This window comes from Escherichia sp. S10b (assembly GCF_028421345.1).
GTDB lineage: Bacteria > Pseudomonadota > Gammaproteobacteria > Enterobacterales > Enterobacteriaceae > ECMA0423.
The window spans coordinates 1-14,393 of sequence record NZ_JAHZSO010000067.1; the positions used below are offsets into that span (position 1 = coordinate 1).

Here is a 14,393-nt window from a genome sequence, read left to right on the forward strand (position 1 = left end):
GGCCTTTGAATGGGTTCATGTGCAGCTCCATCAGCAAAAGGGGATGATAAGTTTATCACCACCGACTATTTGCAACAGTGCCGCTTCCAGACCACCAGCACATCGCCGTCACGCAATGACTTGAGGCAGGCAGTCAAGCCAGGGCGATCATCACGACCGCCGGAAGCAAGATCATCATAGATATTGTCCCGTTCGACACCTGCGGCGCGCAAGGCGTCGTGCTGCAGGTCGAGAGACTGCGAGCCATCGGCTTTGGAGACGCGGGCATATCCGATCAGCATGTATCACAAACGTTGGTTTGAGGCGGCGCTTCGGCCACGATTGCATTGACCTCTGGAAATGTATCTCAACCAGCTTCATAAATAAAGCGTCTTGAACGCTATCAGATTTTGAAAAAGGAACATGTATGCCGCGTCGCGTCACTCTAACCGATCGGCAGAAAGACGCGCTGTTGCGCTTGCCGACTTCACAGACGGATTTGCTCAAGCACTATACGCTGAGTGATGAAGACCTTGGGCATATCAGGCTGCGTCGGCGCGTTCACAACAGGTTCGGCTTCGCCCTGCAATTGTGTGTCCTGCACTATCCCGGCCGGGTGCTGGCTCCAGGCGAACTGATCCCTGCAGAGGTCATCGAATTTATCGGAGCGCAGCTTGGCCTGGGTGCCGACGATCTCGTAGACTATGCTGCCCGCGAGGAAACACGGCACGAGCATCTTGCCGAGTTACGGGGGCTCTACGGCTTCCGCACCTTCTCCGGGCGTGGTGCGAGCGAGCTGAAGGAATGGTTGTTCCGAGAAGCGGAGATGGCGGTGTCGAACGAGGATATCGCCCGTCGCTTCGTAGCCGAGTGCCGACGCACCCGCACTGTCCTTCCCGCGACATCCACGATCGAGCGGCTTTGTGCCGCGGCTCTCGTCGATGCCGAGCGACGCATCGAGACGAGGATCGCCAGTCGGCTGCCTATGTCGATCCGAGAACAGTTGCTGGCATTGCTCGAGGAGACGGCTGATGATCGGGTGACCCGTTTTGTGTGGCTGCGCCAGTTCGAGCCTGGCTCGAACTCTTCGTCGGCCAACCGGCTGCTCGACCGGCTCGAATATCTGCAACGCATCGATCTCCCCGAGGATCTGCTTGCCGGCGTTCCTGCCCATCGGGTGACTCGTCTGCGCAGGCAGGGTGAACGGTATTATGCCGACGGCATGCGCGATCTCCCGGAGGACAGGCGGCTTGCGATCTTGGCTGTTTGCGTCTCGGAATGGCAGGCGATGTTGGCCGACGCAGTGGTCGAAACCCACGACCGGATCGTCGGCCGTCTCTACCGTGCTTCGGAGCGTATTTGCCATGCAAAGGTCGCAGACGAAGCGGGGGTGGTGCGTGACACCCTGAAATCCTTCGCCGAGATCGGGGGCGCCCTGGTCGATGCACAGGATGATGGCCAGCCGCTGGGCGATGTCATCGCGAGTGGGTCAGGGTGGGACGGCTTAAAAACCCTTGTTGCAATGGCAACCAGGCTGACCGCCACCATGGCCGACGATCCGCTCAATCATGTGCTCGACGGTTATCACCGCTTCCGCCGATACGCTCCACGCATGTTGCGCCTGCTCGATCTGCGAGCTGCGCCCGTTGCACTGCCGCTTCTGGAAGCGGTGACGGCCCTTCGTACCGGTTTGAACGATGCCGCGATGACCAGCTTCTTGCGGCCCAGCTCGAAATGGCATCGCCACCTTCGGGCCCAGAGGGCTGGCGACGCTCGCCTATGGGAGATCGCGGTGCTGTTCCATCTGCGCGATGCGTTCCGCTCCGGAGATGTCTGGCTTACTAGGTCCCGGCGCTATGGCGATCTGAAACACGCACTCGTTCCGGCACAATCCATCGCGGAAGGCGGTCGTCTCGCTGTGCCATTGCGGCCGGAGGAATGGCTGGCAGACCGGCAAGCTCGCCTCGACATGCGGTTGCGCGAGCTTGGCCGTGCCGCTCGCGCAGGCACGATCCCGGGCGGGTCGATTGAAAACGGCGTTCTGCATATCGAGAAACTCGAAGCCGCCGCGCCGACAGGCGCCGAAGATCTGGTGCTCGATCTCTACAAGCAGATCCCGCCCACGCGCATCACCGATCTCCTGCTGGAGGTGGATGCGGCGACCGGCTTCACCGAAGCGTTCACCCATCTGCGCACAGGAGCACCCTGCGCTGACCGGATCGGGCTAATGAACGTTATCTTGGCGGAAGGGATCAACCTCGGCTTGCGCAAAATGGCGGATGCGACAAACACCCACACCTTCTGGGAATTGATCCGCATTGGACGGTGGCATGTCGAGGGCGAAGCCTATGACCGGGCGCTGGCCATGGTGGTCGAGGCACAGGCAGCGTTACCCATGGCCCGGTTCTGGGGCATGGGCACGTCGGCTTCGAGCGACGGACAGTTCTTCGTCGCTACAGAGCAAGGTGAGGCCATGAACCTGGTCAACGCGAAATATGGCAATACCCCGGGCCTGAAAGCCTATAGCCACGTCTCCGACCAATATGCGCCGTTCGCAACCCAGGTGATTCCTGCAACGGCAAGCGAAGCGCCTTACATCCTCGATGGCCTGCTGATGAACGATGCTGGACGCCATATCCGCGAGCAGTTCACCGACACGGGCGGCTTCACCGATCACGTCTTTGCCGCATGTGCCATTCTCGGCTACCGGTTCGCTCCGCGCATCCGCGACCTGCCATCCAAACGGCTCTACGCGTTCAATCCGTCGGCCGCCCCGGCGCACCTGCGAGCGTTGATCGGCGGAAAGGTCAACCAAGCCATGATCGAGCGCAATTGGCCCGACATCCTGCGCATCGCCGCCACCATTGCTGCCGGGACCGTCGCGCCAAGCCAGATTCTGCGGAAACTCGCCTCCTATCCGCGGCAGAACGAGCTCGCGACAGCCCTGCGGGAAGTCGGTCGCGTCGAGCGCACCCTGTTCATGATCGACTGGATTCTGGATGCCGAACTCCAACGGCGTGCCCAGATCGGGCTCAACAAAGGCGAAGCTCATCATGCGCTGAAGCGGGCAATCAGCTTCCACCGCCGCGGTGAAATCCGCGACCGTTCCGCCGAAGGCCAGCATTACCGCATCGCCGGCATGAATCTGCTCGCCGCCATCATCATCTTCTGGAACACCATGAAGCTCGGCGAGGTCGTTGCAAACCAGAAACGCGATGGAAAGCTGCTATCGCCCGATCTCTTGGCCCATGTTTCGCCGCTCGGATGGGAACACATCAATCTCACCGGAGAATATCGCTGGCCAAAGCCTTAGCGTAGGATTCCGCCCCCTCCCGCAAACGACCCCTTATAGGGCGAGGCGTACAGGCTCTGGGTATATCGGTAACGAACTGCTGGAGCAGTACCCGGCCGCTAACGACGATCTGCCGTAGGCTTCGTAATAAATTATCAGGGACATATACAACTGCGTGACGATCTGGCTGCGCTATCCAGCACCATGAGCGACTTGCGCCTGCATATTCGAGCTCTGGAAGTTAAGTATCACGACGGATGTCCCGCGCTGGTTGATGCGCTGGTCGCTGATTTCCTGCGCAATCTCAACGAGCAGTATCTGACGGTTTACATGCGCGTACTGGCGTTCAGCGGCTGTTTTCACGACTGACTGCGATCGGACGGTTTACGGCACGCTAACGCGGAGATACGCCCCGATTAAGGCTTACTCTGGACCACTCCGACGACTCACATAACCTTCTTCGTGGCTTAAATTGGGATTGTTCAAGCTTGGCAGGGTGAGAGATTATTACGGCTTACGCCGTAATGCTTTTTTCATCCTCACTTCGCGGAATAAACACGCACATAATATGTGGAAATATCAGGGTAAACAGGCTGACTAGGAGCGGTACGAGAAAGTTCTGTATTAAAAAACTAAGTATCCGCGAAACAGCCGATGCGACAGGTTACAGTCCCTCTCTGATATGTACGATTTCAGTTACTGCAAAGGAAAACTCTGTCAGCAGTGGAGTAGTTAAGTTACAACTATATTACAAAAGGGATATGATTTTTCAGGCTTTTTCAAAGTGATCCAGCTTCATCTCCATGATCCACCATTCGGCTACTTACATGAGTAATTCCGGGTCATCATTCTTGTTGGCAAAAAAAGCATAAAATGACACGCCAACATCATCCCCTTTTGCCGCTGTCTTAGCTTCACATACCTTCACAATCTTCGCTCAAATGCTGGCTCTCATTATCTTTCTCTTATAGTTGCTGAGGACACATGCTCTCAGACGCTGTCGAATGGGCAGAATTGGTTAAAGATCCTCACGCCCGGGAACCCCAACGGACAATGCGACTGTGGAGTCGTTCAATGGCAGGCTACGGCAGGAGTGCCTGAATGAAAACTGGTTCATGTCGCTGGAAGATGCCCGGTCCAAAATCGAGGCTTGGCGCATACACTATAACCAGAAGCGTCCCCATTCTACTCTGGGATGGATGACCCCGTCCGAATTTGCAGAAAAATCTGTCGGTTGCCAGAATATGTAACCAACATGAAGCCGGTTATTCCTGATTATGACTGGAGCATATTCGGGGGCGGGGTCAGAAGCCGGATATTCCTAATTATGAATGGATCACATACTGGGAGCGCGTCAATATGAAGACATTACTATCATCGGTGTGTATGAATCAACGGGGAGAAGGTCAAAGGAAACCGGAGCGACAGAAATAGCAAAGATGATAAGTATCGCACGTTCCACGGTCAATAAAATCATCGAAGAGTCGAAAATGTGAATGTCGGCAGTCGGTTTTTTTAAAAGGTCAATATAATGAAAATAAAAGATTTTTACCGACCACGTTAGCATTATCGTGGAAATGTGCGCGAAACCCTTAATGCGACAAAGCCTATCAGAACGCATTGGCGGAAAAGGTCAACGAGATACTGAAGACGAAGTTTTTGCTGTCACGCCCGGCAGATCTGTAGCAGGCAAGAAAGATGGTGAGGGAATCAATAGCAATTTACAACAGAGTTCAGCCTCACTAGGCACTAAAATACAAAACGCCCGATACGGTGCATCAGGCGTTTTACAGGCATAAAAGTGTCAACCTATGCTAGGACTAGTCAGTCGAAATCCCGGCGCAGATACGCGGTGCATATCCCTGATTCAAAGCCCTTCGGTGACAATTTTAGCGGCAGCAGCCAACACGTCTTTGCGGGCTTCTGCATTCTGCTGTGGCTGAGTGAAATAGGTTACCAACACCAACGGTGCGTGGTTCGCTGGCCAAATCACGGCGATATCGTTAGTGGTACCGTAATCACCACTGCCGGTTTTATCACCGACCACCCACGTGGCTGGCAGACCTGCGCGAATGCTGGCTCCGCCGGTAGTGTTCCCCTTCATCCATTCAACCAGTTGAGCACGCTGTGGTTCACCCAGCGCCTTGCCCAAAGTTAGGGTTTGCAGGCTTTTTGCCATCGCCAGCGGCGAGGTAGTGTCACGCTTATCGCTGGGAATGGCAGTATTTAAAGTAGGCTCGGTACGATCGAGACGAAAGGTTTTATCACCAATAGTACGCGCATACTCTGTCACTTTTGCCGGGCCGCCAAGATGCTCAAGGATCTTGTTCATCGCCGTGTTGTCACTGTACTGGATGGCGGCGGCACTGAGCTCTGCAAGGGTCATCCCGGTATCCAGGTGTTTTTCGGCGATCGGGTTGTAGTTGACCAGATCGGATTGTTTGATTTCCATCCGCTTAGCCAAAAGATTTTTATCCATCTCGCTCTGTTTTAACAACGCCGACACCGCCATCACCTTGCTAGTGCTACACATGGGAAAACGTTCATCCCCACGATACAGGATCTGCGAATTATCGGCGGTATCGATCAGCGCCACGCCAAGGCGGCCACCGGAGTTTTTCTCGAGCTCGGACAGTTGCTGCTGAATATTCGCTTTGGCATTAGCGGATTGAGCCCATAATGGTGCGCTACCGAACAGCAGCGGCATAACCGTAGCGACCATCAGGGTGGTTTGACGTAATGTATTTTTAACCATGTTTTGCCTCACATAAAATGGATTAACTCAGCGGGTTGTTCTGCAGATGGCGAGAACTATCTTCTTTTAGACCGTTATTGACAAGCGACAAGAATTTTCTCTAACATAAAGAAAATCTTTTGGATAATACCTATGCGTTCTAACCCTCCCCTGAATGCTCTACGTGCTTTTGAAGCCTCTGCCAGACATTTGAGTTTCACTCGGGCAGCGCTGGAGCTCTATGTTACCCAGGCTGCCGTTAGCCAACAGGTTCGGCTGCTTGAAGAGCGCCTGGGCATGGTGCTGTTTAAACGATTACCCCGTGGTTTAGAAATGACAGAGGAATCACGGGCGCTGTTTGCCGTGTTAACCGACGCCTTTGGCCATATTGAAAAAGCCTTCCGGCAGTTTGAAGGGGGGCAGTTCCAGGAGGTGCTTACCGTGGCTGCCGTCGGCACTTTTGCCGTGGGCTGGCTGTTACCACGTCTCGATCGGTTCAGGCAAGAGCATCCTTTTGTCAAACTGCGGCTGCGCACCAACAACAACGTTGTTAATCTGGCCGCCGAAGGGCTTGATTTCGCCATCCGTTTTGGCACGGGTTTGTGGCCATCAACCCATAACGAGATGCTGTTTAATGCTCCGCTGACCGTATTGTGCACGCCAGCTACGGCTAAGCGGCTCGTTACCCCAGCCGATCTGCTGCAAGAGGATTTACTGCGTTCTTACCGTGCTGAAGAGTGGGAAAACTGGTTTGCTGCCGCTGGCTTGCAGGCTGTGAGAGTGAATGGCGCCATCTTTGACTCATCCCGTCTGATGATCGAGAGCGCTATCCATTCCGGCGGTGTGGCATTAGCCCCAGCGAAAATGTTTGTCCGGGAGCTAACCACCGCGCAGCTGGTGCGCCCATTTGCTACCGAAATCAATATGGGCAGTTACTGGTTAACCCATTTAAAATCGAAAGCAATGACCCCGGCGATGGAAATATTTAGCGAATGGTTACTGAAAGAAGCGGCAGAAGATAATACGTAGGGGCGCAGCATGCTGTGCCCCTCGGGTTTCCAGACTTATTGCTTGTGGTGAGTCAGGCGGGTAGCAAAAAAATGGTTTTTCGGAAGAAATGCGGGCTTCCGAAAACAAACAGAGACAGGACATGTCCGTTCAAACATTCAGGAACAGGTAACGGGATTTAACGGAACCTGAATGCCCCCCGATAACTGTCATCATCTTGGCTGAAGACACAGGTATTAGGGGAGCCAAAAGCAGGCGCGTTGCCTGTGATGGATTATGTTGTAACTAGAGTCCTGAGTTGCTGTAGGATATATCACTGAAGGTATTGAATAACACGCCCGTAAGCAGCCCTTACGGCTCGCTAACGCGGAGATACACCCCGACTGCGGCTTCGCCTTGTCATGAGCACTCCGACGGCTCACAAAAGCTTCTGTATCGCTTTTAGCAGGTTTATGTCTGGCAGGGTACAGGGATGGATTGGCTGAACCTATCAAACCTGTAACAGGCTGCGCCGGGTTAGGGTGCCAATCACCAATAAAGCTATATTCAGCGTTGGCTGGCACCTCCATGCCGCTAAGCGGCATTCAAATAACTGGATGCGCACTGCTCGGCAGTTTATATTAGGGACTCCTGAGTGCTGCCCTTTCGTCTTTTCACCAACAAGCATTTGCTTTATTCTTGGGAAAGTATTTCCGACAGTGACAAGTTTGGAGGCAGATTGCCATGCATCGACTTTACACATACCTTTGTGCTATCCATGCACTGCCGTCATCGGTAAAAACGGTCAATAAAACGGAAACCCTCAAGCGATTCTCTGAAGGGGAAAACACGATAGAAGAGTGCGAAATCCTTTACGTGTTTAATAATGACGTTCAGATTTTATATAGAATGGAATCCGAAACCTTCCAATCGAATGACGTTTGTCATGAGTGTTGGGTCAGTTATGATGTGGTACATGATGGCGGATACGCCATTTCACCGCAGAAAAAGCAGTTTTATAATCGTTGCCAAGAAAATTTCTGGCTGAAAATGCAGGCTCAACTTGATGGGAAATATAAAACACCAGCCTCTTGATGGTTAGGAAAATGAATCATCGTTATTAAAAATATCCTTACCATGAATGGTATCGTTGGGTGCTAATGCAATTTGTGCCGATAAAATGTGGTTTTCGGTGCATTTCTAGCCTGAAAGACGTTTTTCAGACTCACTTATCCCGCAGCCTGTGACATGTGACAGAAGCCATCGTTTCCGGTCAATGCTGTGCATCTGCCACTAACTCCGTGGCGTGTCAGCCAGCCTATGCACCGCTGAAGCGTAGCCGATTGCCGTACAGAAGGCATTTATTCGGATCCGTGTGCAGGAACCCTTTACGCGGCGAAGCCCGGCTGCTCCGTTTATTTCCGCGCCTCCATCTGCAGAGCCTCATACACTTTTGGCAGCAGTTCGCACCGTTTCCGGTTGGACAAGAAGCCATAGTAGCGGACCTTCTTAAAATTCTTTGCCGGGATATGACTCATATAGCGCCCGAGCATCTCTTCCTGTGTCTGCGTCTGCTGCCGGTAATGCTGAGATACAGTCCGTCAGCAGTCCTAACCTCGACGTACTCACCCCAATCTCGCACATGAACACAGAGGTGCTTTTAGCGTGTACGCCTTTGCAGCTTCCGTATTAAGTTCCCTGGTATCACTGATATAGGTGTTCTTAGCCGGAACCCCAGATTTTTCCGTTACCCCAGTTTCAGCCCCGCAACCAGTGCATCTAGGTCAATAATTTCATTGTTACTCTTGAAGGTGTAATGCCCGTTCAATAAAATATACTGCCAGGCTACCGGTGATATCCGGGTCAGTGCCTCAATACCCTTGTTGTTGCCTTCTGCTTCCAGCAGTTCCAGTAATCGTGAAAGGATCTCGGAGTTGTAATAAACGCTCTCGTAGCAGATCAACTGCCCGCACTGATTGCAGATTTCCGTTTAAAGGTCATTTTTCCCGGTTAGCTCCTTCTTTCTACCGACTTTGGCGACTGCAGCGCGCAGCTAGTGATACGATTCAATCCGGTTCTGGGAGCGACGTATATCGCGTTCCAGCTGCGGATCTCGCGAATACTTCAGCGTGTAATGCTGCGAACAAGCCGGTCATATTCAAATACTGCCTGTCTTGTCGGGTTAGTTGTTGTGTGAGTACACAGTTTGCAGAACAGCGTTCCCTGCGTCATTTCCTTCAGTCCTAGCGTGGCGACAATACGCTCGAGATTGCTTTTTTCCCCGGGTGATAAGGTCCAGGTCAATTTGCCCGACGGGCTGAATCAGACATCGAGGGTTCTCTGGTGCAGTACAGCACCTGCAGCTGCCTGTTCAGGTCGGTGAAATGAGGTTCAAAGCACAAGCCAAACCAGTGCAGGATCGCAAAGTTGGCTTTGTTGATGCTGTGCATATCACCGGTGATGGCTGTGGGTTTCACCTCTGAGGTATTGCGATACCAGATATCAAAAACATGGTGACCTTCATAGTCATTTGTACCAATCAGATAGCCATAGATCGGGATGTGGTTACACAGCAGCATGTAGGCTACCATACCTTTACCGCAGCCGAAATATTTACGCGAATACCTGGCTTTACTGTCTGTCGTTCAACGCCAAATTTTTGCCCGTCAACGGCACCATAAAGGGTTTCCGGGTCAAACGAATAGAGCGGGAAAATCGGCAGTTCCTTAACGGTATCTGTAATGCATTCTTTGGCTGTGAGAAGCGACGCCAGGCGAAGGTACTGTTCGTACATTGTTTCCAGAACATGGAACGGAATATCGCTGGTTCGTGCCATCACGTGATGACCATGATTCATCGCCTGAGCAACGATGACCGCTATCAGGCTGTCTGCATCAGCGTATTTTTTTGCATAACGAATAATGAAACGGAAGTTTTGCTCGCTGGTCCTGTTCGTTGTGTCGTTTTCGGCCAGTGCAGATATCAGTGGCCGGATTGTGCGCGTCCTGGACGGTGATACCGTTGAGATGCTTGAGCCGGGAAAACAACTGACGCTCATTCGCCTGGCTGGCATCGATGCGCCGGAAAAGAGTCAGCCCTTTGGCTAGCGTTCCCGTCAGGAACTCTCATCGATGGTGGCTCAGCGGCATGTAAGCGTCACCGGAAGTGATAAGGATCGCTATGGACGTTTGCTCGGCACCTTGTGGCTTGGCGTGACGGCTGTGAATGCCGAACAGATACGCAAAGGCCTGGCCTGGACATACCGCTACCACGGAAAACCCGCCCGGCCAGACTACGCTGTTCTGGAGGCTGAAGCCCGCCGTCAGTCAGTCGGACTCTGGTCAGAACCAGGTCAGACAGAGCCCTGGCGCTGGCGTAGTCTGCATCAGGATGGGCTAAAAAAGAATAATGATTAAGGAGATTTCTGAATGACGTTAAAATTAACAGAAAGCAAGCTGGAAAACCTTGTTGATACTTTAAATGCCATTATATGTGGTGAAGTAAATATTACGCGTGAGCAGCGTGAAAATATGGTCAGGACGGTTGCAATTCTGGGAGGCTTAACGGAACGACAGCGCCTCATCACTGCGGAAAAAGAAGCTAAAACGCAGGTAAAAGAAGAAAAGAAAAAAACCACGCCTTCCGGATGAAGTGTTTCCGCGTTCAGGAAAACCGTGGGCACCGGAGGACCTGGACCTTATTCATTCGATTATTGCTGATATTTCGGATGACAGAATCGATGATCATATACTCTGGCTGTCGAAGAAACTGCAGCGCACCCCTTATGCCATCACCCTGAAAATTGTCAGTGAAGGCCGTATGAACGAGGAATGGGCTAAAGGGTGGAAGCCTGCCGCAAAATCTATTTGTGCGGATTTTGCTCTGGTCAGGGCAAAGACTTCAGCAAACAATACAGATAATTAATGAACGTTCGTCACTCATATGAAATGAGTTGATAAATTAACTAAAATTTATAACGTTAATATGAATATTTTATCAAGAATTTTCCTGCTCAACTAAATATAATATTCATGCAGCCGATAATAAGAGTGTAAGAAAGGGGGCGGTGTGAACGATTTTCATATTTTAAGTATTTGTATTCAGAATAAGGATGTGGCAGGCGCAATGCGCGTGCTGTGTGATAAATCAGAATTTGCGGTGCGCAAGATTCTGGAGAAACTAAAGGTCAGGGTCACAACGCAAACCGGCAGGGCATTCTGGCATTATGTTCAGGGCTGGCTGTTAACCGCGTGTCGCCAGGGGAATCTACAGCATGAATCGTTCAGTACCCGACGTTCTTCCCACAATCCGGAATGCCAGCCAGCTCAGTCCCGCTGCTCTCGATATGGCCAAGCTCCTCGCACTTCTGGCCATGATTATCGACCACACCAATACGGTGTTTCTGTCGCCAGCCTGGCCGGTGATGTATGCGCTTGGCCGGATGGCCTTCCCCCTGTTCACGCTTATATGGGCGATGAACGTACAGCGCACCCCGGAACGACTGCAGAAGAGAGCCAGTCGCCTGTGGATCTGGGCAGTCATCACTCAGCCGGTGTTCAGCCTGGCCTTCTGGCATCACCAGCCCTGGTGGGCCCTGAACATTCTGTTCGTGTTTGCCGGCGTCACGCAGCTGATTGCCCTGCAGTACCAGCACGGCCTGAAAGGAATGTTTGCGGGATATCTGCTCCTGGCCCTCATGATTTGGCCCCTGCAGCCGGCAAGCTACGGGCTGGCAGGAATAACGCTGGCCATCAGTATGGCAACGGTTTCTGGCAGCGATACACCCGGAGTGCAGCGGCTGGCAGCCATCACTGCCGTGCTGTCACTGATTTGTTTAAACGGGTTATCGCATCTCCTGGATATGCCCGCAGAAACATTATTACTGGCCACGCTGCCTACTCTGGCATTCCCCCTAGCAGTGGTTTCATTCTGCAGGCAAATCTGTCCGGAGGGCCGCAGGCGTTTCATGCCGCGTAATTTCTTTTATTATGCTTACGCCGGCCACCTGGGGATTATTGGTCTGGTACAGTCTGCTTTTGGCTGACTTAGGATGACGTGATGGCTATCAGTGAGAAAGAGCTGATAGCCCGTAACCACCTGAGAGGTTATCGGTCGGGCTTAACTGGTTATTAGCGCAGGGCATGTTAAACTTCCCGCAGGGAAAAGGAGAGAAGCATGAACCATGAAAGTGATCTGACGAACCACGGCTTCAGTGAAGAGGACATTGTCCGGCTGCGGGCCAGTTCAGCTAAAACGGGTACGGAGATGGATACCCTACTGAACGATCTGGCAAACCGTTTTAAGGCCCTGATATGGGTGCTGTCAGTCATGTTACTGATTTTTGTGGCCACACTTTTGGCTGGCTCGAGGATGCATGCCATTTCCTTTGGCGTGGCTATTCTTGTTCTTGGCACTCTGTTTACGATTACCATGCCTTTGAAGCTGGCCTATAAATCATGGCATTACCGCCGGAATCTCATTTCCCAGCGTCATCAGAAGTGATCAGATCGAAAACAACCTTAGCCTTTACCCCCCATCCCACAATTTTCATTGTCAGTTTGCCCCGGGACATGGTGTCGATTTTCCGGTAAAAATCGGTGCTTATATAGTTAAACAGACGCCATGTTCCAGGTCTGGCCATTAATCCATAGACACTGTAGATATTGCCTGCAAGCGCGATCCCGTTGTATATCCCCAACCCTGTTGACGGTTCAAATCCCATGAATTTAGCGATATTCATGGCACCATCACCAAACATACCCTGCGTGTCAGGTTCATTCAGGAACTGACGACCAACTTCACGGGTTATCGTGTTGGCCGAGTCGACAATCAGAATAGCCCCGGCAAGAACGCCAACGGGGGTCATTGAGGAAGTCAGCACGAAGCCAAATACGCCCTGCATACCTGCCAGCACCACTTTAATTCCTGAGATGACATAACCGACCATCCGGTCTTCATCCCTGACGTATTTGATCTGGGCATATAGCTTCGCATAACCGGTCTGGAGCTGACGGCTCTGCTCAAGCAGACTGGTGTTTTCGGCCTGCAGGTTACGCAGGCAGGTCATGCACTCTTCGTCAGACTTTGCCCGCCGGGCACGCTCAAATTCGCCATTAATGACAGATTTAATTTCATCGATGAATTTGAGACGCGTCAATCCATCCCCCAGATGTCGGGCGCCAACAATATTAGCGGTATTGACGAGTTTGCGGGCCTCCAGATTAATCATGGTTTCTGCCCAGACTCGTGCCTGGCTTTTGTTTCCCGGAAGAATTATATCCATTTTTCTCATCCTGATTGAAAATTACCCATTAAAGCTTATCGCGCTCCCGGATTTAGGCAACCCTGCTTTAAAGGGTAAATGTATGCCGCGAAGCGGCATGGAGACGCCAGCCGGAGCTGAACCGGGTGATTCTGGTGAGGGGCGTCGTAACCGGCATCAGCCGTTACGGATTGATAGGTTCTGCCAATCCCATCCCTTTCCCTGCAAAGCTATACCCGCTTAAAGCTTTCCGATTGCTAATGTGCGCGGTCGGAGTGAGCCCGTCGAGGCCAGAGGCCGCTGACGGGCTGTATCTCCGCGTTAGCGCCGTGAGGCGCTTACGAGCGTGTACAGCGGGCTTGCCGCGACGCTAACTGCAGCTGCTTTGATTTCTAGTTACAACATCCCTCTTAAAGCGAGGGTGTTCCGGCCCTTTGGGCCGGGGCGGCGTCGGTTTAGCAGGGGTCAGGTATGTATGCGGTGCCTGGTTCTGGCGAGAACGGGGCCCGGCGCTTGCGACGGGAGGTACTTTTGATTTCCTTCTGAGCGCGCGGCCGTGAGGCCGCTGCACGCGAAGGCATTTTACGTTATCCACAGAGTGGCCGTAGACAAAGATCTACTCTGGAATGTAATGAACAGAGAGATAAAAAAGGTGAAGTAAGACTGTTTTGCGGAATGTCTTTTATTCATTTCCGGGTTACTCCACTTATTCGTTTGCGGATTTCTGTGTAAAAAAAAGAGACTGTGGCCATTGCGGGCCATAACGACCGGCAGAACGTCATGGTGACCGGAAGACGAAAGGAGTGAAAGATGAAAAATGAGCATAATGGCCGAAAAAATCCAGCACGAAAAGCCCCGGTGAGGGGCCTGTAAACAGGAAGACTGCTGTGTCGTCTGTGACTAGTCCGGTGGAGAAAGCGCCAGATCCAGCTGGTAAAGATGCTGGATAGCCAGAGCCTTCAGGCGCTCAGATGTGCACCAGTACGCTTCGTCAGGCGGCAGGGTGCGGTAAATCCATTCAGACATTGCATGGAGTCGTTCATGGGGTCGTCTCAGAAAACGGAATCTATGGTCACTCCCGTTTTTGCAACACCGATTTTGACGACAAGTTGGCTTGCTTGAATCTATCCGGCGTCTGA

Annotated in this window: 11 protein-coding genes and 9 pseudogenes; 13 read left to right on the top strand and 7 right to left on the bottom strand. The window is 52.4% G+C overall.

Going from position 1 to position 14,393, the window contains the following annotated elements; translation table 11 throughout:
• Positions 1-83 precede the first annotated feature (83 nt).
• Positions 84-281, bottom strand: a pseudogene (locus FTE26_RS06050) (recombinase family protein); the annotation flags it as partial.
• 125 nt (positions 282-406) lie between these two features.
• On the opposite strand from FTE26_RS06050, the gene FTE26_RS06055 reads away from it, so the two are divergent.
• The 3 genes and pseudogenes from FTE26_RS06055 to FTE26_RS06065 all read left to right on the top strand — a co-directional run.
• A complete protein-coding gene (locus FTE26_RS06055; protein ID WP_058671249.1) occupies positions 407-3,292 on the top strand; it encodes a Tn3 family transposase in 2,886 nt (961 codons plus the stop codon).
• A gap of 183 nt (positions 3,293-3,475) precedes the next feature.
• Positions 3,476-3,640, top strand: a complete 165-nt coding sequence (locus FTE26_RS06060; RefSeq protein WP_154590091.1) for a hypothetical protein — start codon at positions 3,476-3,478, stop codon at positions 3,638-3,640.
• A 184-nt stretch (positions 3,641-3,824) separates the two neighbouring features.
• A pseudogene (locus FTE26_RS06065) lies at positions 3,825-3,984 on the top strand (recombinase family protein); the annotation flags it as partial.
• A gap of 56 nt (positions 3,985-4,040) precedes the next feature.
• Here the strand turns inward: FTE26_RS06065 and FTE26_RS06070 are convergent.
• Positions 4,041-4,202 (bottom strand): annotated as a pseudogene (locus FTE26_RS06070) (DUF6500 family protein).
• 97 nt (positions 4,203-4,299) lie between these two features.
• Between FTE26_RS06070 and FTE26_RS06075 the strand changes: the two are divergent.
• Together FTE26_RS06075 and FTE26_RS06080 are read left to right on the top strand one after the other, a co-directional pair.
• Positions 4,300-4,521: pseudogene (locus FTE26_RS06075) on the top strand (integrase core domain-containing protein); the annotation flags it as partial.
• A gap of 358 nt (positions 4,522-4,879) precedes the next feature.
• Positions 4,880-5,089: pseudogene (locus tag FTE26_RS06080) on the top strand (integrase core domain-containing protein); the annotation flags it as partial.
• 49 nt (positions 5,090-5,138) lie between these two features.
• Here FTE26_RS06080 and FTE26_RS06085 read toward each other — a convergent pair.
• The gene (locus tag FTE26_RS06085) at positions 5,139-6,026 is read right to left on the bottom strand and encodes an extended-spectrum class A beta-lactamase SFO-1 (protein WP_032489477.1); all 888 of its coding nucleotides are present in this window, start codon (positions 6,024-6,026) and stop codon (positions 5,139-5,141) included.
• A 132-nt stretch (positions 6,027-6,158) separates the two neighbouring features.
• Here FTE26_RS06085 and FTE26_RS06090 point away from each other — a divergent pair, with 132 nt between their 5' ends.
• Positions 6,159-7,034: a LysR family transcriptional regulator gene (locus tag FTE26_RS06090; protein ID WP_032492461.1), complete on the top strand. Its 876-nt coding sequence runs from the start codon at positions 6,159-6,161 to the stop codon at positions 7,032-7,034.
• 702 nt (positions 7,035-7,736) lie between these two features.
• Positions 7,737-8,087, top strand: a complete 351-nt coding sequence (locus FTE26_RS06095; RefSeq protein WP_058671248.1) for a hypothetical protein — start codon at positions 7,737-7,739, stop codon at positions 8,085-8,087.
• Positions 8,088-8,419: 332 nt separating this feature from the next.
• On the opposite strand, the pseudogene FTE26_RS06100 reads toward FTE26_RS06095, so the two are convergent.
• Positions 8,420-8,554 (bottom strand): annotated as a pseudogene (locus FTE26_RS06100) (transposase); the annotation flags it as partial.
• Positions 8,555-8,739: 185 nt separating this feature from the next.
• Positions 8,740-9,909, bottom strand: a pseudogene (locus FTE26_RS06105) (Tn3 family transposase); the annotation flags it as partial.
• Between the two features lie 4 nt (positions 9,910-9,913).
• Here FTE26_RS06105 and FTE26_RS20015 point away from each other — a divergent pair.
• The 6 genes and pseudogenes from FTE26_RS20015 (at position 9,914) to FTE26_RS06130 (ending at position 12,494) form a co-directional block, all read left to right on the top strand.
• Positions 9,914-10,099 carry a thermonuclease family protein gene (locus tag FTE26_RS20015; protein ID WP_306416660.1) on the top strand — a complete coding sequence of 62 codons (186 nt, stop codon included), beginning with the start codon at positions 9,914-9,916 and terminating at the stop codon, positions 10,097-10,099.
• 15 nt (positions 10,100-10,114) lie between these two features.
• Positions 10,115-10,408 (top strand): annotated as a pseudogene (locus FTE26_RS20020) (thermonuclease family protein); the annotation flags it as partial.
• A 12-nt stretch (positions 10,409-10,420) separates the two neighbouring features.
• The gene (locus FTE26_RS06115; protein ID WP_204511152.1) at positions 10,421-10,642 is read left to right on the top strand and encodes a hypothetical protein; all 222 of its coding nucleotides are present in this window, start codon (positions 10,421-10,423) and stop codon (positions 10,640-10,642) included.
• A 1-nt stretch (position 10,643) separates the two neighbouring features.
• A complete protein-coding gene (locus FTE26_RS06120) occupies positions 10,644-10,916 on the top strand; it encodes a hypothetical protein (RefSeq protein ID WP_204511150.1) in 273 nt (90 codons plus the stop codon).
• A gap of 349 nt (positions 10,917-11,265) precedes the next feature.
• Complete coding sequence (locus FTE26_RS06125; RefSeq protein WP_058671244.1) at positions 11,266-12,036, top strand: TraX family protein; 771 nt, start codon at positions 11,266-11,268, stop codon at positions 12,034-12,036.
• Positions 12,037-12,167: 131 nt separating this feature from the next.
• A complete protein-coding gene (locus FTE26_RS06130) occupies positions 12,168-12,494 on the top strand; it encodes a hypothetical protein (protein ID WP_058671243.1) in 327 nt (108 codons plus the stop codon).
• On the opposite strand, the gene FTE26_RS06135 is transcribed toward FTE26_RS06130, so the two are convergent.
• Positions 12,469-13,275, bottom strand: a complete 807-nt coding sequence (locus tag FTE26_RS06135) for a DUF4225 domain-containing protein (RefSeq protein ID WP_058671242.1) — start codon at positions 13,273-13,275, stop codon at positions 12,469-12,471. The two genes, FTE26_RS06130 and FTE26_RS06135, sit on opposite strands and share 26 nt — an antisense overlap.
• Positions 13,276-14,154: 879 nt before the next feature.
• Positions 14,155-14,295, bottom strand: a pseudogene (locus FTE26_RS20180) (plasmid replication initiator RepA); the annotation flags it as partial.
• Between the last annotated feature and the right edge of the window lie 98 nt (positions 14,296-14,393).